At 69.4% G+C, this 17,739-nt stretch carries 15 protein-coding genes, 1 tRNA gene and 1 pseudogene; 11 read left to right on the forward strand and 6 right to left on the reverse strand.

Annotation, left to right across the window (positions count from 1 at the left end):
- Positions 1 to 220: 220 nt before the first annotated feature.
- From ACZ56E_RS26810 to ACZ56E_RS26830, 5 genes and pseudogenes are all read left to right on the forward strand, one after another.
- On the forward strand, positions 221 to 1,702 hold the full coding sequence (locus ACZ56E_RS26810) for an MFS transporter (RefSeq protein WP_471217994.1): 1,482 nt from the start codon (positions 221 to 223) through the stop codon (positions 1,700 to 1,702).
- 780 nt (positions 1,703 to 2,482) lie between these two features.
- On the forward strand, positions 2,483 to 3,502 hold the full coding sequence (locus ACZ56E_RS26815; RefSeq protein WP_471217996.1) for a hypothetical protein: 1,020 nt from the start codon (positions 2,483 to 2,485) through the stop codon (positions 3,500 to 3,502).
- A gap of 131 nt (positions 3,503 to 3,633) precedes the next feature.
- Positions 3,634 to 3,834 (forward strand): annotated as a pseudogene (locus tag ACZ56E_RS26820) (bifunctional DNA primase/polymerase); the annotation flags it as partial.
- Positions 3,835 to 4,215: 381 nt separating this feature from the next.
- Positions 4,216 to 4,581, forward strand: a complete 366-nt coding sequence (locus ACZ56E_RS26825) for a hypothetical protein (RefSeq protein WP_471217998.1) — start codon at positions 4,216 to 4,218, stop codon at positions 4,579 to 4,581.
- Between the two features lie 276 nt (positions 4,582 to 4,857).
- On the forward strand, positions 4,858 to 5,250 hold the full coding sequence (locus ACZ56E_RS26830; protein ID WP_471218000.1) for a hypothetical protein: 393 nt from the start codon (positions 4,858 to 4,860) through the stop codon (positions 5,248 to 5,250).
- Between the two features lie 140 nt (positions 5,251 to 5,390).
- Here ACZ56E_RS26830 and ACZ56E_RS26835 read toward each other — a convergent pair.
- Together ACZ56E_RS26835 and ACZ56E_RS26840 are read right to left on the reverse strand one after the other, a co-directional pair.
- Positions 5,391 to 5,475: transfer RNA gene (locus ACZ56E_RS26835), tRNA-Ser, on the reverse strand.
- Between the two features lie 54 nt (positions 5,476 to 5,529).
- The gene (locus ACZ56E_RS26840) at positions 5,530 to 7,086 is read right to left on the reverse strand and encodes a S1C family serine protease (protein WP_471218002.1); all 1,557 of its coding nucleotides are present in this window, start codon (positions 7,084 to 7,086) and stop codon (positions 5,530 to 5,532) included.
- A 308-nt stretch (positions 7,087 to 7,394) separates the two neighbouring features.
- Here ACZ56E_RS26840 and ACZ56E_RS26845 point away from each other — a divergent pair, with 308 nt between their 5' ends.
- From ACZ56E_RS26845 to ACZ56E_RS26855, 3 genes are all read left to right on the forward strand, one after another.
- Positions 7,395 to 8,228 carry a glycerophosphodiester phosphodiesterase gene (locus ACZ56E_RS26845; protein ID WP_471218004.1) on the forward strand — a complete coding sequence of 278 codons (834 nt, stop codon included), beginning with the start codon at positions 7,395 to 7,397 and terminating at the stop codon, positions 8,226 to 8,228.
- A gap of 53 nt (positions 8,229 to 8,281) precedes the next feature.
- Positions 8,282 to 8,899, forward strand: a complete 618-nt coding sequence (locus ACZ56E_RS26850) for an ATP-binding protein (RefSeq protein ID WP_468607126.1) — start codon at positions 8,282 to 8,284, stop codon at positions 8,897 to 8,899.
- A gap of 61 nt (positions 8,900 to 8,960) precedes the next feature.
- Entirely contained in the window at positions 8,961 to 9,941 is a 981-nt protein-coding gene (locus ACZ56E_RS26855; protein WP_471218006.1) for a DUF5926 family protein, read from the forward strand.
- A gap of 240 nt (positions 9,942 to 10,181) precedes the next feature.
- Here ACZ56E_RS26855 and ACZ56E_RS26860 read toward each other — a convergent pair whose 3' ends face one another.
- On the reverse strand, positions 10,182 to 10,733 hold the full coding sequence (locus ACZ56E_RS26860) for a hypothetical protein (protein ID WP_471218007.1): 552 nt from the start codon (positions 10,731 to 10,733) through the stop codon (positions 10,182 to 10,184).
- 55 nt (positions 10,734 to 10,788) lie between these two features.
- Positions 10,789 to 11,466: a bifunctional DNA primase/polymerase gene (locus ACZ56E_RS26865; RefSeq protein WP_468607132.1), complete on the reverse strand. Its 678-nt coding sequence runs from the start codon at positions 11,464 to 11,466 to the stop codon at positions 10,789 to 10,791.
- Positions 11,467 to 11,920: 454 nt separating this feature from the next.
- On the opposite strand from ACZ56E_RS26865, the gene ACZ56E_RS26870 reads away from it, so the two are divergent.
- Both ACZ56E_RS26870 and ACZ56E_RS26875 read left to right on the forward strand, forming a co-directional pair.
- Positions 11,921 to 13,456 (forward strand): PP2C family protein-serine/threonine phosphatase, encoded by a 1,536-nt coding sequence (locus ACZ56E_RS26870; protein WP_471218010.1) that lies wholly within the window; start codon positions 11,921 to 11,923, stop codon positions 13,454 to 13,456.
- 100 nt (positions 13,457 to 13,556) lie between these two features.
- Positions 13,557 to 15,020, forward strand: coding sequence for an aminopeptidase P family protein (locus ACZ56E_RS26875; RefSeq protein ID WP_471218012.1), 1,464 nt, complete (start codon positions 13,557 to 13,559; stop codon positions 15,018 to 15,020).
- Between the two features lie 57 nt (positions 15,021 to 15,077).
- On the opposite strand, the gene ACZ56E_RS26880 is transcribed toward ACZ56E_RS26875, so the two are convergent.
- Positions 15,078 to 15,617, reverse strand: coding sequence for a carboxymuconolactone decarboxylase family protein (locus ACZ56E_RS26880; protein ID WP_471218013.1), 540 nt, complete (start codon positions 15,615 to 15,617; stop codon positions 15,078 to 15,080).
- 47 nt (positions 15,618 to 15,664) lie between these two features.
- Here ACZ56E_RS26880 and pdxR point away from each other — a divergent pair, with 47 nt between their 5' ends.
- Positions 15,665 to 17,131 (forward strand): MocR-like pyridoxine biosynthesis transcription factor PdxR, encoded by a 1,467-nt coding sequence (gene pdxR / locus ACZ56E_RS26885; protein ID WP_471218015.1) that lies wholly within the window; start codon positions 15,665 to 15,667, stop codon positions 17,129 to 17,131.
- A 40-nt stretch (positions 17,132 to 17,171) separates the two neighbouring features.
- On the opposite strand, the gene ACZ56E_RS26890 is transcribed toward pdxR, so the two are convergent.
- Complete coding sequence (locus ACZ56E_RS26890; protein WP_468607140.1) at positions 17,172 to 17,633, reverse strand: ATP-binding protein; 462 nt, start codon at positions 17,631 to 17,633, stop codon at positions 17,172 to 17,174.
- Positions 17,634 to 17,739 lie beyond the last annotated feature (106 nt).

The raw sequence follows: 17,739 nt of genomic DNA on the forward strand, positions 1-17,739 counted from the left end.
TATTAACCAGGCCATGTAGCCGTCCGCGTTCCCCACGTGCTGTTTTGTCGCACGTGTGCGGGGCGGACGTCGCGCTGGCCTGAGTTGCGTCACCCCCGCAGTTTTCCGTCTTCCCCCCGGGTGCAGCTCTGCCGTCTGCCCCGGGTTTCTGGTTTCTCCGGCCCCGGTGCGGCTTTCGGCAAAGCTCCCCGATTCTTCCTTTGGATCAGGAGTTCCCGTCGTGTCTTCCTCCGCGCTCGACAACGAGCCGCAGCACGCCACCCAGTCCCCAGCCCGCCCAGCACCCGGCTTGTCGAAGATGGGCCTGGCCGCCTGGATCGCCCTCTTGGTGCTCCTGGGCGCCGAGCTGATGGACATGATCGACCAGTCGGTCGTCCTCACCGCCCTGCCCGCGATCCAGGAGTCCACCGGCGCAGGACCGGACACAGTGCAGTGGCTGACCACCGGCTACTCCCTGCCCATCGCCGTCGGCCTGATCACCGGCGGACGCCTCGGCGACCTCTACGGCCGGCGCAGGATGCTCCTCATCGGCACCGTCGTGTTCACCGCGGCCTCACTCCTGTGCGGCCTCGCTGCCGGACCGGGCGTGCTGATCGGCGCCCGCGCGCTCCAGGGCGTGGGAGTGGCCGTGATGATCCCGCAGATCCTGGCCACCCTTCATGTCACCTTCGAGGGACAGAACCGCAGCAAGGTGTTCGGCCTGTACGGGGCCGTCATGTCGCTCGCCAATGTGCTGGGCCCGGTGGTGGGCGGTCTGCTGACCGAGGCGGACCTGTTCGGGCTGTCCTGGCGGCCGATCTTCCTGGTCAACGTGCCCGTCGGCCTCGCCGTGCTCCTCCTGGGACGCAGGTTCATCCCCGAGTCGACCGTGCAGAAGGCCGACCGGCTCGACCTCACCGGCATGCTGCTGTCCGCGCTGGCCATCGTCCTGATCGTCTTCCCGCTCACCGAGGGGCACCTGCATCACTGGCCGCTGTGGTGCTTCGCCCTGCTCGCCACGGGCGTTCTCGTCCTCGGCATCTTCCTTCACCACCAGCAGCGCAAGCAGGGCGACGCACCCCTCGTGGCCCTCTCCCTCTTCCGGAGCCGGCAGTTCTCCGGCGGCATGGCCGCTCAGCTGATGCACGGCCTGCTGTGCGGGCTGTTCTTCATGACCTGGACGCTCTACCTCCAGCGCGGACTGGGCATGAGCCCCTTCCACGCGGCCCTGGCCTTCGTGCTGCTCTCCCTCGGAGAGCTGGCCGGCGCGACGGTCGTGGCGAAGAGCGGCGGGCGCTTCGCCCGCCGGCTGCCGCAGACGGGAGCTCTCGTCGCGCTCGCCTCGATGGCCGCCTACGGACTCCAGGTCGACGCGGGCCAGGCAAGTCTGACCCTGCCGGCGATGACCGCTCCGGTGGTACTGATCGGCTTCGGCCTCGGCATGGTCGGCGGCCCGCTCGCCGACATGTCGCTGGCACGGGTCCCGCACGACGACGCCGGGTCGGCCTCGGGCCTGTTCAACACCGTCATGCACCTGGGCATCGCCCTCGGCACCGCACTGACAGCCCTGGTGTTCTTCACCACCACTGACGGCTCGCCCGACGCCGGACTCAACCGCGACGCGTTCACCACCGTGCTGTGGTGGACCGGCAGCCTCCTGGCCCTCCTGTGGGCCCTGATGTTCTGCCTACCCAAGCGGTCGACCACCCCGACCGACTGCTGAAAAAGGGTGTCTCCCAGCGGGAGACACCCTTCTGCACTGCTACTTCTCTGACATGCAAGCGGTGGGTGTGGGATTTGAACCCACGGTGGCGTGAACCACGACGGTCCTCAAGGCCGTCCCACTCACCCCGTCCACACAAGCGTTGACCCGCTGCTACATGGTCGAAGCTTGTCGCAAAGCGAACTCTGCGCCACACATGACCCACGAGCTTGCGGCTGAGGTAGCAACATCACCGAGAACAAAGAGCTCTGGCAGGCCGCGCCTGGTCTACGAGCGCAGCGCGGTGATCAGTGCTGCAACCGCTCCGATGAGCGTCGCCGCGGGTGTCAAAGCAATCAAGAGACGGCCGCCCCATCCGGAGCCAGCTTCACTAGACTCATCCTCCGGAGGGCGTTCGGCTTCCATGCTGTCCGTTCTCCAATCTGCACAGGCCGCCAGGTAGCCGCCGTAGGCCCGTGCACCACGCCCTGCTCCTCCCCTGTGAGTGAGCAGGGCTTCTTCGTGAGCACTATGAAACCTGTCCGCTCCACGGGCACCGATCGCTGCGGCACGATCCGGCAACTCCCGGACGGCATAAGCCCAGTTGGCATAGAATCCCTCGGCGATGTCAGGACAGGACCGGACGTCACCAGACAGGTTCGGACGTGTGCACGCTCGGGTGGAGATCAGGTGACAGCAGCAGACCTAGCGAGTCAACTTCGGGAGTTACGGGCACGGGCCGGCGACCCCTCATATCGAGCACTTGAACGACTGATCGCTCGACAGAGGACGCCCCAGAAAATGGCGCGCTCAACCATTCAAGAAAAGCTGTCTGGAAACAGCAAAATCAACCTAATTCAGGCGCTTTCCATTGTCGACGCTCTAGCCGAATATGCTCAGAGCAACGGGAACCCTTTGCCGAATTCTGAACTCGACAGGACAGTCTGGCAGGAAAGGGTGGTCGCCACTTCGAGAGGTCAGACACTCACCCCCAAGGCGAATGGTGCCCCGTCTACACTGGCCAGCATTGAGTGGGAGATCAGGCCGCTCCTGGAAGCCCAAATGGATGACGTGGTGGAATTTTTCCACCAAAACAAGCTTAATCCAGTTTCCACCTGGCTGCCGCACGTAATGAGCGCCATGCTACAAGCAGAGATGGCTACCGCTCCACTTCTAGAACAAGCCGCGGAAGACACGCCTCACGGAGTGGTTCAGACGCTGGCATCTCTCGATAAGGCGTTTCCTTATGCAGAACGCGACGCGTGGAATGAAGGGTGGGAGGCGGCTCGGAGCAGTAGAAATATAATGACAGTTGGACACCTGGTAAATTTTGCTGCCAAGCGGCATGGAGCCGACGCTGCACCAGCCATCGTGGTGGGCCTGAGGCGCGCAAGTCTGCCCGTTTACGTCCCTGACTTCCTGTCAAGAATCGGAACATGGTTCCTGGCAGACTCAATCGCCAAGGCCGTAAATCATCTAAGATCAGCATCACTAAACAGGGATGCCAATGACGTAATCAGCGCGGTTGCGCAGCGCCCTTCCGGTCGAATTTTCGAAGTCGTAACATTTTTTCGATCTATCGGCTCGCCAGGCGATGCGGATGCGATCTTGAGCGCTGTCGGAGGGAATTGCACCCCCCACCAGATATACTTATTCGTGGGCGAAAGCAGGGGACAGGGGGCGCCCACAGAGGACCTTGAAAAGGTTGCACGCGGAATCAACTATTTGAAACTCGAAGAAGTTGCCAACCACTTCAAAGGAAGCGAACAAGAAGAATTTAGAAAAATAGTTTTGCGTATAGCGGAAGAACCCCCCTTCTAGGCATCATCGGAAAATGGGATGATTTCCGTAACCTAGACATGGACTATGGGCCCTTCTTTTTTAGGCCGAGAGTGTGCGCCATAGGCCCTATCCCGTGAATCGTCGGCGCAGTCGGTGGTTCTGGAGCCTGGCCCGCACCGCGGGCGCTCGCCGTGCCCACACCGACCGGGGGCGGGGCGGGCCCTCATCGCACGCCGGCTTTCCTGGCTCGTGGCCTGGCCATGGCGGAGCAGCGCATCACCCAGGCCACCAGCGGCGTGCACCACTCCGTGTACCGCACCTTCCTGGCCGTGCTCTCTACGCGCGGCCGGTGTGGCTGCCTCACCGACGCCTGGTTCTGAGCAACGCATTCCGGTACACGGTGGAAGAGCGAGCCGTTGTCTCGCCATCCCTTCCCGGCCGTCGTCGAACGGTCCGCGCCGGCCACGTCAGACGAAGTCGACTTCCGGTACGTCCCTGGCCCCGCGCTTGTCCGCGAGCTGCTAGCGGCCGTGGCCAACAAGGGGCTAACCGTCCGGGCGAGGCCGTAGCGCTGCGGGAAGACGGCTTCGTCCTTCTCCCCCGAGAGCGAGCCGGACTCGTGGGGCGAGGGGCTGGTCTCGGAGAGTCATCCTGAAGTCGGCTCGGGGTGGACCGACAGCGGCAAGTCCCACGACGTGCGCGGCCTCAAGCACCGCGCACGCAACGCGGTTCGAGCTGTGCCCACTCCGCCTGTGTACTTCCGGATGGTGCGCTCACGCATCAAGCGCTTCGGCACCGCCCCAGACGGCCGGCTCTTCCGAGCCGCGCAGGGCGGGCGCCTCGCGTCGAACGAGTACTGCGCAGTCTGGGAGGCAGCCCGAGCAGCCGTTCTGAGCCCTGCGGACCTCAAGTCGAGGTTGGCCGAAGTGACGTACTGCCTGCGCCATGCCGCAATCTCTCTGTGGATCAAGCGCGGTGTGGACCCTGTGGAGGTCGCCTACCGGGCGGGCCACAGCGTGGCGGTGCTCTACCGCTTCTACGCAAAGATCCTCAAAGGCGGATCGGAACACGCCAACCGCCTGATTCAGCAAGGACTCGATGCTGAAGAAGAGGATTGAGGGTGCCAGCTCCGGTTCCATATCAGAGTCGGCCGCACAACCCGCACACTGCCGTTAGATCGCCGGAGCTGAGGAGGCCTCGTGGACCAAGGGTGGGCTGCTGTCTTGGCTGCAGCAGTAGGGCTAATAGGCGCTCTTGTCGGGTCCCTAACCGGAGCCTACGCCGCAATCCGTGGAGCACGAGAGGGAGCGGAGCGGGCGGCCCGCGCCGCATTAGAACAGGCCGCTCAACAAGCTCAAGACCAGCATGTGCATTGGCTGCTCCAAGAACGCAGGGTGGCCTACACAGACATGCTGCAAGATGTGGAATCTTTCCTGGCCAGCTTGGCGACGCTGGTCGCTCGCGCTGAACATCAGAGCGACGAGGAAGGAAATCGGTTAGAAGCTCTGGAGGCTCAGGAAGCTGTCCTGACAGGGCAGGTGCAGCTCATCAAACGCATAGCACCCTTAGCCACTGTGGCAGCGGGGGAGGTTCTGAACTGCTTCCAGCAGTATGTGGAGGAGGTCAGGGAGACGCACCGCACCTTGAGGGGCCTGCGGCCGCCGAACCTCCCCGTCCAGGAACTTCGTGGGCACTTTACAGCTGCTACCCGACTGCACGTCTCGCTCATTCTTTTGGTGGCGCGGGACATCCAGCGCGGCCCTGCCCCCAAGACAGACGACGTGTAGGCAGCCTGGCCCACAGATGGCCCATGCGTACTGGTCAAAGGCGGGATACGGGCGACTTAGGGTGAGGCAAGCTGAACGTAGAACGGGCGCCCCTCAGTGAGGGACACCCGTTCTGACCTGCTACTTCTCTGACCTGCAAGCGGTGGGTGTGGGATTTGAACCCACGGTGGCGTGAACCACGACGGTTTTCAAGACCGTTCCCTTAGGCCGCTCGGGCAACCCACCCCGCGCCGTCCGCCGGTAACGGAATTAGGACCGCGCGGGGACAAGACTAGCGGGTCAGCTGTCGCCCTTGCGTTGGCCCAGGGTCACGTCGACCGTGTGCTCCTTGCCGTCGCGCTCGTATGTGATCTTGACCGTGTCGCCCGGCTTGTGGGTCCAGATCTGGCCGATCAGGGTCGGGCCGCTGTCGATCACCGTGTCGTCCAGCTTCGTGATGACGTCGCCGGGCTTGAGGCCCGCCTTGTCCGCCGGGCCGTTCGGGGTGACGGGCTCCGAACCACCCGTGGCCTCCTGGGAGATCGTCGCGCCGTTCGTACCCTCCTGCTGGAGGGAGACCGAGGCGCCGATCACCGGGTAGACGGGCTGGCCGGTCTTGATCAGCTGCTGGGCGACCTGCTTCGCCTGGTTCACCGGGATCGCGAAGCCCAGGCCGATGGAGCCGGACTGGCCGGAGCCGCCGAGGCCGCCGCCGCTCTCGGCCGGCTTGATCGCGGAGTTGATGCCGATGACCGCGCCGCGCGAGTCGAGCAGCGGGCCGCCGGAGTTGCCCGGGTTGATGGAGGCGTCGGTCTGCAGTGCGCTCATGTACGAGCTCTTGCCGCTCTGCCCGCCGTCGCTGGAGGTCACCGGGCGGTTCTTGGCACTGATGATGCCGGTGGTGACCGTGTTCGACAGGCCGAAGGGGGCACCGATCGCGATGGTCGAGTCGCCGACGGCCACGCGGTCGGAGTTGCCGAGCTTGAGCGGCCGCAGACCGTCGGGGGCGCTCTTGAGCTTGATGACCGCCACGTCGTAACCCTCGGCGCGGCCGACGACCTCGGCGGCGTACTTCTTGCCGTTCGAGAACGTCACCTGGAGCTTGCCGCCCTCCGCCGCCGACGCCACCACGTGGTTGTTGGTGAGGATGTGGCCCTGCGTGTCGTAGACGAAGCCGGTGCCCGTGCCGCCCTCGCCGCCGCCGCTCTGCGCCTCGATGGTGACGACGCTCGGCAGCGCCTTGTTCGCGATGTCGGCGACCGAACCGGGCTCGCGCTTGAGGTCGGCGGGGGTGTCGGGGGCGGACACCGTGGTCGAGCTCGTGTCGCTGTCGTTCCGCTCGGCGGCCCAGTAGCCGACGCCGCCGCCGATGCCGCCCGCGAGCAGGGCGGCCGCGAGCACCGCGGCGACCAGGCCGCCGCGCCGGCCGCCGGGCTTGGGCTCCTGCGGGTGGTACGAAGCGCCCCAACCGGACCCGGAGCCGCCGCCCGTGGCGTACGACGGCGTGGCGGGCGGCTGCGGAGGCGGCCAGTCCGCAGCACCGGAAGCGCTCTGAGAGGCGCCTTGCGGAGCACTTTGCGGGGCGCTTTGCGGAGCGCCTTGCGGGGTGCCCTGCCCAGCACCCTGCGGGGCGCCCGCGGAGGCGTGGGCGGGGGCATGCCCGGGCGCGTGTGAGGGCGCGGCGTGCGAGGGGGCGGCGTGCGCGGGAGCTGAGTACGCGCCCTCGTGCCCCGGCTGCCCGCCCGGCGCACCGGCCCCGGCTGCACTGGAGTCGGCGGGAACAGCGGGAGCGTCCACCGGCGCGGGGGGCGCGGACGGGGCCTGGGGTACCTCGTTGCCCTCGTTCTCGGTGCTCACAGCTCTTCTCCTCGGTCCATGCTGTCGTTACGTACGTTCTCGGTCACGGCCAGGGGTGTGCCGACTGTGCAGTTGTCAGCGGGCGTCTGTCAGCGGGCGTCAGTGACTGTCGTCCGCCTGTTCATCTGGCACCCGTCATTTTTGTCTGCTGTCAGCTTTTCCCATGGGCTGTCAGGGCACCATAAGCCGATCCTGTGTGTTCGGCGTCCCGGCGGGGTGTCGTCCGGCGAGGTGTCGTCCGGTGGGGTGTCGTCGGCGGAGTGTCGTCCGGCGAGCCGACGGGTACCCCGTGATGGCACCATGACGCGGTGACCCTCGCACGACAGCACCAGATTCAGGTCATCGCCCACCGCGGAGCCTCCGAGGATGCCCCCGAGCACACGCTGGCCGCCTACAAGAAGGCGGTCGAGGACGGTGCCGACGCCCTCGAATGCGATGTACGGCTGACCGCCGACGGCCATCTCGTGTGCGTCCACGACCGCCGCGTGAACCGCACGTCGAACGGCCGCGGGGCCGTCTCCGCCCTCGAGCTCGCCGACCTCGCCGCCCTGGACTTCGGCTCCTGGAAGAGACATCACGGCGAGGCCGAGGAGGACCCGGACTGGGAGGGCTCCGCCGAGGACACCTCCGTGCTGACTCTGGAGCGCCTGCTGGAGCTGGTGGCCGAAAGTAATGCGTCGGGGCGACGGGTGCGGCTTGCCATCGAGACCAAGCACCCCACCCGCTGGGCGGGCCAGGTGGAGGAGCGCCTGCTGCTCCTGCTCAAGCGCTTCGGCCTCGACACGCCGCCCGCCGAGGGCCCTTCGCCGGTACGGGTCATGAGCTTCTCCGCCCGTTCACTGCACCGCGTCCGGGCCGCTTCGCCGACGCTGCCGACCGTCTATCTGATGCAGTTCGTCTCGCCGCGCCACCGCGACGGCCGCCTCCCGCAGGGGGTGCGCATCGCAGGCCCCGCCATGCGGATCGTGCGCAACCACCCCTCGTACGTGGCGAAGCTGAAACGCGCGGGACACGAGGTGCACGTGTGGACCGTGAACGAGCCGGGGGATGTCGAACTCTGTGCCGAACTGGGCGTCGACGCGATCATCACCAACCGCCCCAAACAAGTTCTGACTCAACTGGACCGGCTGGGACTCCGGTAACTCCCGTTACAGGGAGTGCACCGGCGCGTTCGGTGCGTATTCGATCGTTACGAGTGCGTCACCGGGCGGGGGTTGGCCGGTTTCCGGTCCAGTCCATTGGGGCATCCACACCGTGGCGTGGGGCGAAGGAGGTCTCGGGGGTGGCGTTGGTGGTGGCACGGGAGGTGCCCACGTCGTCGAGCATGGCCGTACCCCATGGCCCTGCGGGCGTGGGGGAAGCAAGACACCGTATGCGTGATCAGCTGCGCATGAGCGGGGTCTCGGAGTCGGTCGTCGACGATGCCGTACTGATCCTGTCGGAGTTGCTCAGCAATGCCTGCCGGCACGGCAGGCCGCTGGGCCGCGGGATGGTCGGGGACGGGGACGTGCGGGCGGCCTGGCACGTCGACAAGGCGGGCCGGCTGACGGTCGAGGTGACGGACGGCGGCGGTCCGACCCGCCCGGCCCCGGCCACCCCGTCGGTCACGGCGCACGGCGGCCGCGGGCTCAACATCATCACGGCGCTCGCCGACGCCTGGGGAGTCCGAGACGACGTGCACGGCGAGGTCACCGTGTGGGCCGTCGTGCAAGCCGCGCACCACCGCGAGGATTTCGCTACGCGCGTCGCCGCCCCGTCGGCGGCCGCGATATCCGACCTCGCCCTCGTGGACCCCTTCGACGAGTTGGACTGATTCCGGGAACGGCTAGGCTCGCGCCCGTACGCAAGAGAGCCGCAGCCGGGAGACACCCAAGATGGCCAAGAAGCGCCCCCAGCCCAAGGGCAAGCAGCAGTCGCAGCTCAAGGGCGGCCCCGGAGACGGGGAGATTCCCGTCGTCGGCGCCCGTGAACCCTGCCCCTGCGGTTCGGGCCGCCGTTACAAGGCCTGTCACGGCCGGGCCGCCGCGCACGCGGTGACCGAGCTGGTGCAGCGCCCCTTCGAAGGCCTGCCCGGCGAGTGCGACTGGGTCGCCCTGCGCGAGCTGGTCCCCGCCGCCACGGTCGAGCTGACGCTCAAGGGCGGCCTCCCCGAGGGCATCCCCTCGGTCTCCCTCGCCACCGTGCTGCCGATGGCCTGGCCCGCGCTGCGCCGCGACGACGGCTCGGTCCTGATCGGCCTGCAGAACGACACCGCGTCCGGTGACATCAGCCGCGACCTCGCCGACACTCTGCAGCGCGCCCTCGATGCCGAGCCCGGCACGCCGGTGAAGGGCCGCCGCGCGCCGGCCGACGGTCCCCGGCTGCAGGATCTGCTCGACCCGGAGGGCGCGTTCGAGCCGGTCGTGCACCCCGGCTTCGAGTTCTGGGTGCCCGACGCGGACAACGCCACGCCGGAGGTGGCCGCGTCCCTGGAGCGGGCGAACGACGCCGCCATCCCGACGGCGAAGCTGACCGGTGTCGACGCCGCGTACTGGTGCGAGACCCCGGAGAAGAACCACCTCCGCTGGGTCATGCCGCACCCCGAGGAGAAGCTCCTTGACGCGCTGGCCCGGCTGCACGCGGCCGGCACGTCGAGCCTCGGCGAGGGCACGCGCCTGGTCGGCTCCTTCCGGGCGCACGGGCTGACCGTGCCGGTGTGGGACCTGCCGACCGGAGTCTCCGCCGCGGACGTCGAGAAGCCCGCCGCGGAGTTCGCGGAGCGGCTGTCGGCGGCGCTCGCCTCGGACGCCCCGCTGACCCCGGACGAGCGCCGGGCGCGCGGCGGCCTCACCAACCGCCAGGTGACGCTCAGCTGAAGCAGGAAGCACGACCGACCGTGTCGTACCGACTGACCCACCAGTCAGTCGGTACGACACGAAGTGGAATGCGTGGCTCCTGTCACGGCTCCCGGGAGTCACGGATAAATCCCTGTCCGGATAACTGGGATCGAATTTGCCAGGAGCCGATCTCTTGTTACCGTTCAGGTAGCCCGGTTGCTGGTGCATCCCCCGTCGCCAGCAACCGGGCCCTTTTGCGCCCGCAGACCGGTTCAGGGCTCAACTGTCCTGCGGCGATGCCGAGTTGCTCCCGGCCCGCAGCAGCAGCCCCTCCGTCTCGCCCGCCGCGTACTCCGCCACCGCCGAGTACGCCGTCGCATCGCCCGCCGAGCGCTCGCGCGGGGTCTCGCACGCTGCCGGTTCGTCCCCCGTCGCCACCTCGCAGTACAGCTGTACGGTGCGCGCGTCCGGGCCCATCAGGGTCAGGACCGCGGTCAGCTCCTCGCCGGTGGCATTGCGGTAATAGGTACGCGCCCAGGTGTCGCGGCCCAACGTGAGGACACAGGTCTGCGCTTCGAGGCCGTCGGGCGAGGAGAGTTCGGGGCCGCACCGCGCGGCGGTGGTCGCCCCGAGGCCCGTGAGCAACGAGGAGTCCGAGCCTGCCTCCGCCGCCCGGCGCTGCCCCGAAGAGGCGTTCGAGGGAGGGGGTGAGGGGGAGGGGAGGGGCGACTTCGCGTCACCGTCGCCCACCGGTCCCGCGGACGCGCCCGCGAGCGGCAGGAGGGCCGTGACGGCCACGACGCCCAGGAGCACGAGCAGGCGGGGTTGCATGAGCCGAAGATAACGACCGCGGGCGCGCGGCCTGCTCGCCGCGCGCCCGATTCCCCTACAACTCGGGGGCGCTCACACCCGTACGAGTGAGCGCGTCCACCACGGCGTCCACCACCGCTTCGACGTCCGGCACCCAGGGGGCGGCGGAGCCGGGCAGCGGGGCACGCTCCCAGCGCACCCGGCCCTGCCCCGTGTCGGAGGGCGGCAGGGCGAGATAGCCGCCCTCGCCGTGGAAGCGGAGCGAGCCCGGGACACAGTCCTTGGCATAGAGGAGCTCGCCCAACTGGGCCATGGAGTACGGCGCGACGAGCAGATGGAGTCTGGCCTCGGTGGCGACCACCGGGCCGAGCCTGATGCCGGCCTCGTCGAGTGCGGCGAGGGCGCGTACACCCGCGTCCAGGGGGAGGCTCACGGCGCACGGGGCGCGGCCTCCGGTGGCGAGTACGACGGGTGCGCCGGGTCGGTTGGTCCACCACCAGCGGACCATCCGCTCGTCGGTGGTGGCGGCGAGGAGGCCGGGGTCGAGGGGATGCGCGCCCGGTACCGCGCAGTCGGGGTCGGGGCAGGCGCACCGGCTGCCGTCGCGCCGGTCGAGACCGACTCCGGGCAGTACGGGCCACCGCCATGCGGTCGCGAAGGTCAGAGCCGCGCCGAGCTGTCCGGCACTCCGGCCGGGCTTCCTTCCGATTCGCCAGGACAGGAGCCTGCGTCGCCTTCCGAGGATCTCGCGCATGAGCGCTCGTTCCTTTCCGTTGCACGCCGGCGTTAGCCGGGGAGACTGCGGGCCACATCACACCATGTGTGGATCTCTTCGCTGTACGTACGAGCTGGCACATCCGACCCCAGCCTGCGGCATGGGGAACCACTCTGAACCGAGCGTTGACGTGGCGTGGGGTGGCGGCGCCTGGCGTTTGCCGTCCCGCGATATTGCTTGCCGCCTCCGCCACGGGAGGATGGGGCACGGTCGTCGTGAATATAGGACGCCCGGGTCCTTGGTCAGGTTCCGGACGGACCCCAACTGCCCCTGGCCATCACTGAGTACGTACCCAGCGCGACCACTGCAACGCTCTACCGAACAACGTCAGTCGACCCTAATATGCCCTAACCCGGCGCTGTTTTCAGCCAACTTAACAAGATCTTTTTCAGTTCCCGCGAATACCTCGGACACCAGGAATCCCCGCAGGACAATGCTGGACATCCCCTCACCAGGGCGTGTACATCTGGAGACATTGCTAGCGGCGCATAATGACATGGGGGTTTGCGATGCTATCGAGCATTACGCACCGGCCGGAAAGCCGTCAGCCATGAACGCCCCGCACCTCCCGAAAGTGGCCGGAATCGATTCAACAGTTCCGCCACCGGCCCACACTGTCGCGCCCGGCGCGCAGGCCACGCCCGCCGCAGCAACCCCGGAGGGCACTCCGCTGCCGAGCGCGCCCGGCGCCGTGCTCCAGGACCGGCTCGCCGGCTGGGTCTCCGACCTCACCACGCTGCACGAACTCACCGAGCGGCTCGCCCGCACGAGCACCCTCGACGAGGCGTTGCACGAGCTCCTGCGCGCCGGTGCCGCCCTGGTGGGCGCTCGCCGCGGACTCGCCGTCGTCGAACCGGCCGACGGCCTCGGTCCCGACACCACCGTCGGCCTCGGCCTGGCCCGCGCCGACCTCGGGCACATCGAGACGGTGCCGCGCGCCGCCACCTCGTACGGCAGGATCCTGGACGCCCCCGAGGGCCGCCCGGGTGCCGTGCCGGAGGAGATCGCGCAGCCCGACCTGCTCGCCGAGGAAGAACTCGACCCGCTCCACCGCGAGGTCGCCCACCGCCTCGGCTTCGCCGCCAGTTACGCACTCCCCCTCGCCACCGGGACGGCGGGCCGGATCGGCGCCGCCGCCTGGCTGTACGACGAGCCCGCCGAGCCGGACGAGCGCAGACGCCACCTCGTCGGGCTCTACGCCCGGCAGGCCGGCGAGCACGTGGCGCGCCTGCTCGAACTGGACCGGGCCCGCACGACCGACGCCACCCTGCGCGAGGAGCTCATGCCGTCGCGGCTGCCCCGGGTCGCCGGGGTGCAGCTCGCCGCCCGGCACCGCACGGGACCGCGCGGCGGCGGCGACTGGCACGACGCGCTGCCGCTGCCCGACGCGGCGCTCGGCCTCGCGGTGGGCTCCGTGACCGGGTCGGGGCCGAGCGCGGTGGCCGCGATGGGCCGGCTGCGGGCGTCCCTGCGGGCGTACGCCGTGATGGAGGGCGAGGACCCCGTCGCGGTCCTCTCCGACCTGGAGCTGCTGCTGCGGCTGACCGAGCCCGCGCGGTCGGCGACCGCTCTCTTCGCGTACTGCGAGCCCGCCCTGCGCAAGGTGGTGCTCGCCGGGGCCGGACACAGCCCGCCGCTGATCATCGGGGAGCGCCGCACGGAGTTCGTGGAGACCTCCCTGTCCGCGCCGCTCGGCATGCTCGCCTGCTGGGAGGCGCCGAGCGTGGAGCTCAGCCCCGAGCCGGGAGAAACGGTGCTTCTCTACACCGACGGCCTGCTGCACCGCACCGGCGACCCGATGGACCGGGCCTTCGCGCGGCTGCACGCGGCGGCGGCGAGCGTGCCGAGAGCCATCAGGGGCGACCCCGGTGCGATCGCCGACCACGTGCTGCACACCGTGCTGCCCGACGGGCTCGACGCCGTGGACAGCGAGGAGGACGTGGTGCTGCTCGCCGCCCGCTTCGAGTGAGGCCGCGGGCACTGTAGGTAAGTGGCCTTCCGGCCCTGGGACCCCTTCCGTACGCCCGTACGATGGAGGACGGCCCAGTGTCGTACATAGGAGGCAGATCGTGTCGGAGGCGCTCAACCCGGCGAACCCGGAAGAGACCGAAGAAGAGCCGATCAAGCAGCGCAAGAACGGCCTGTACCCGGGCGTTTCCGATGAGCTCGCCAAGAACATGAAGTCCGGCTGGGCCGACACCGAGCTGCACGACCTGCGGCCGATCGCCCAGGCCGAGCACACCGCCGCCCGCCGTGCCGCGCTCTCCGCGCGCTTCCCGGGCGAGCGCCTGGTGATCCCCGCGGGCAACCTCAAGACCCGTTCGAACGACACCGAGTACGCCTTCCGCGCCTCCGTCGAGTACGCGTACCTGTCGGGCAACCAGACCGAGGACGGCGTCCTCGTCCTGGAGCCGAAGAGCGAGGGCGGCCACGACGCGACCATCTACCTCCTGCCGCGCTCCGACCGCGAGAACGGCGAGTTCTGGCTGGACGGGCAGGGCGAGCTCTGGGTCGGCCGCCGGCACTCCCTCACCGAGGCCGAGAAGCTGTACGGCATCCCCGCCTCCGACGTGCGCGAGCTGGCCGGCAAGCTGGGCGAGGCGACCGGACCCGTCCGCGTCGTGCGCGGTTACGACGCCGGCATCGAGGCGGCCCTGACCGACAAGGTCACCGCCGAGCGCGACGAGGAGCTGCGCGTCTTCCTCTCCGAGGCCCGGCTGGTCAAGGACGAGTTCGAGGTCGGCGAGCTGCAGAAGGCGTGCGACTCGACCGCCCGCGGCTTCGAGGACGTCGTGAAGGTCCTCGACAAGGCCGAGGCCACCAGCGAGCGCTACATCGAGGGCACGTTCTTCCTGCGCGCCCGCGTCGAGGGCAACGACATCGGCTACGGCTCCATCTGTGCCGCGGGCCCGCACGCGACCACGCTGCACTGGGTGCGCAACGACGGCCCCGTCCGCTCGGGCGACCTGCTCCTGCTCGACGCCGGTGTGGAGACGCACACGTACTACACGGCGGACATCACGCGGACCCTGCCGATCAACGGCCGGTACACCGAGCTGCAGAAGAAGATCTACGACGCCGTGTACGAGGCCCAGGAGGCCGGCATCGCGGCGGTGAAGCCGGGCGCCAAGTACCGCGACTTCCACGACGCGGCGCAGCGCGTGCTCGCCGAGAAGCTCGTCGAGTGGGGCCTCGTCGAGGGGCCCGTCGAGCGCGTCCTGGAGCTGGGGCTGCAGCGCCGCTGGACGCTGCACGGCACCGGCCACATGCTCGGCATGGACGTCCACGACTGCGCCGCCGCGCGCACCGAGACGTACGTGGACGGCACGCTGGAGCCCGGCATGTGCCTGACGGTCGAGCCCGGTCTGTACTTCCAGGCGGACGACCTGACCGTGCCGGAGGAGTACCGCGGCATCGGCGTCCGGATCGAGGACGACATCCTCGTCACGGAGGACGGCAACAAGAACCTGTCGGCCGCTCTGCCGCGCACGTCCGACGAGGTCGAGGCGTGGATGGCGCGGCTCAAGGGCTGATCCGCACACGCGTGACGAAGGGCCGGTTCCCTCCGGGGGCCGGCCCTTCGGCGTGCCTCAGTGGGCCACCCGCTCGTCCTCGCCCGCGACCTTGGCGGTGCTCAGGGCGATGCGGTTCCAGGTGTTGATGGTGAAGATCAGGGCGAGGACGCGGGCCAGTTCGGTTTCGTCGAAGTGCTGAGTGGCCTCTACGTAGACATCGTCCGGGACGCCGCCCTGGGAGACGAGCGTGACCGACTCGGTCAGGGCGAGGGCCGCCTGCTCCTTGGCGGTGAAGAAGTTCCGGGCCTCGCGCCACACGCCGACCATGTGAAGGCGTGCCTCGTCCTCGCCGGCCTTGCGGGCGTCGGAGGTGTGCATGTGGAGGCAGTAGGCGCAGCCGTTGAGGAGCGAGGCGCGGATCTGGATCAGTTCGACCAGGGCCGGGTCAAGGCCATCGCGGGCGGCGGCGTCGAAGCCGATGAGGGCCTTGAAGGCCTTGGGGGCGGCCTTGGCGAAGTTGAGGCGGGGGGTGGCGGCGGGGGCGGCGGACGTGCTGGTGGCGGTCTGCGTGGCGGGGGCGGTGGCGGTCTGCATGGCGTTCGCGTTGTTCGTCATGACTACGAATCTAGGGGCCGGAAAGACCTCGAGTAGGGTGCATTTCCATGCCGGAATCATGGGTCAATTTGGCGGAGCGCATCGGCAGTGACCTGCACGTGGACCTCTCCGGTCCCGGCAGCCGCCGCGCGGTCCTCACCCGTGCGCTGCGGGACGCCGTGCGCGAGGGCCGGCTCCCCCCTGGCACCCGGCTGCCGCCCTACCGCTCGCTCGCCGCCGACCTCGGCCTGGCCCGCAACACGGTCGCCGACGCCTATGCGGAACTGGTGGCCGAGGGCTGGCTGACGGCGCGGCAGGGGTCGGGGACGCGGGTGGCCGAGCGGGCCGCGCCGCCCAAGCCCCCGCGCAAGCCGAAGCCCGCTCCTGCGCGCCCCGCCGCACCCGCGTACAACCTGCGTCAGGGCACACCGGACGCCGCCTCCTTCCCGCGCACCGCCTGGCTCGCGGCCGCCCGGCGCGCACTGGCCGCCGCGCCCAACGAGGCCTTCGGGCCCGGCGATCCGCGCGGCCGCGTCGAGCTGCGCCGGGCGCTCGCCGACTACCTGACGCGGGCCCGCGGGGTGCGCGCCGACCCCGAACGGATCGTGGTCTGCTCCGGGTTCGCGCACGCCCTCCGGCTGCTGTTCGCGGGGTCGCGCGGGGCGGGCGGCGCGGTGCTGCGGGGGCCCTTCGCCATGGAGTCGTACGGGCTCGGGTTCCACCGGGAGATCCTGGCGGGCGCGGGTGTGCGGACCGTGCCGCTCGGCCTGGACGAACAGGGCGCCAGGGTCGAGGAGTTGGCCGACGGTCCGCGGGTCCGTGGCGTACTGCTCACGCCCGCACACCAGTTCCCGACCGGCGGCCCGCTCCACCCCGCCCGGCGCGCGGCGGTCGTCGACTGGGCCCGTAGCAGCGGCGGTCTCATCCTTGAGGACGACTACGACGGCGAGTTCCGCTACGACCGTGAGCCGGTCGGCGCCCTACAGGGTTTGGATTCCGAACGGGTCGTCTACCTCGGCTCGGTCAGCAAGAGCCTCTCCCCCGCGGTGCGCATCGGCTGGATGGTGCTGCCCGAGCAGCTCGTCGACGGTGTGCTCGCCGCCAAGGGGGAGCGGGAGGCGTGGGCGAGCGTCCTCGATCAGCTCACGCTCGCCGAGTTCATCGCCTCCGGACAGTACGACCGGCACATCCGCCGGATGCGGCAGCGCTACCGGCACCGGCGCGACCGGCTCGTCACCGCTCTCGCCGAGCGCGCCCCGCACATCACGGCCACCGGCATCGCGGCGGGTCTGCACGCGGTGCTGCAGCTGCCGCCGGGGACGGAGGCGTCCGCGGTCAAGGCGGCGGCCTGGCAGGGGATCGCGCTGGACGGGCTCGCCGCGTTCCGGCACCCGGGGGCGACGACGCCGGCCGGGGACGGTCTCGTCGTCGGGTACTCGACGCCGACGGAGCACGCGTACGGGGCCGCGGTGGAGGCGCTGCTGCGGGCGCTGCCGCCGGCCGACGGGGAAGCCGGTGAAGAAGCCGGTACGTAGGCCGGCCTGGTGAAGAGCCGGCGCACAGGCCTGCGCTTCCTCACGCCGTCATCAACGGCGCGTCGTCCCGCCACTTGAGGATCTTGTCGAAGCTGATCACCGCACCGGTCCTGCCCGGCTTGTTGCCGAGATGGACGTGGTCGGCGAGTTCTCTGATCAGGCACAGGCCCCGGCCGTGCTCGTCCGTCTCCGCGGCGGGCGGCCGGGGCGCGGGACAGCCGCGCGCCGTGCCGGGAAAACCGGGTCCCGAGTCGTCCACCTCGATGCGGCACTTCTCGCCGTCCAGGTAGGCCGTGACGCGGTATCCGCCCGGGGCGGCTCCGGGCGCGCCCGCGCCGCCGTGCTCGACGGCGTTGGCACACGCTTCGCTGAGGGCGACCGACAGGTCGTAGGAGACGTCGGGGTCCACGCCCGCCGTCTCCATCGTGCCGATCAGCAGCCGGCGGGCGAGCGGAACGCTCGCGGCCTCGCGCCGCAAATGGAGAGACCACCAGATGCTCATGCTCCAGCCTCCTGGCTGCGGCTCGACATACCGATACGTATTGCCGCACGCGCCCCCGAATAAGCGCCCGAAGGACGTGAGACCGCCCATACGGCGGACGCGCGCC

It is taken from the genome of Streptomyces sp. NPDC039480, assembly GCF_055597165.1.

What these genes read in the sequence shown, in the direction of transcription:
- ACZ56E_RS26855 (WP_471218006.1), top strand. Translation starts at nt 8,961, where the DNA reads ATGGCCAAGAAGCGCCCCCAGCCCAAGGGCAAGCAGCAGTCGCAGCTC.
- ACZ56E_RS26860 (WP_471218007.1), bottom strand. Translation starts at nt 10,733, where the DNA reads ATGCAACCCCGCCTGCTCGTGCTCCTGGGCGTCGTGGCCGTCACGGCC.
- ACZ56E_RS26815 (WP_471217996.1), top strand. Translation starts at nt 2,483, where the DNA reads ATGGCGCGCTCAACCATTCAAGAAAAGCTGTCTGGAAACAGCAAAATC.
- ACZ56E_RS26865 (WP_468607132.1), bottom strand. Translation starts at nt 11,466, where the DNA reads ATGCGCGAGATCCTCGGAAGGCGACGCAGGCTCCTGTCCTGGCGAATC.
- ACZ56E_RS26870 (WP_471218010.1), top strand. Translation starts at nt 11,921, where the DNA reads ATGCTGGACATCCCCTCACCAGGGCGTGTACATCTGGAGACATTGCTA.
- ACZ56E_RS26890 (WP_468607140.1), bottom strand. Translation starts at nt 17,633, where the DNA reads ATGAGCATCTGGTGGTCTCTCCATTTGCGGCGCGAGGCCGCGAGCGTT.
- ACZ56E_RS26880 (WP_471218013.1), bottom strand. Translation starts at nt 15,617, where the DNA reads ATGACGAACAACGCGAACGCCATGCAGACCGCCACCGCCCCCGCCACG.
- pdxR (WP_471218015.1), top strand. Translation starts at nt 15,665, where the DNA reads ATGCCGGAATCATGGGTCAATTTGGCGGAGCGCATCGGCAGTGACCTG.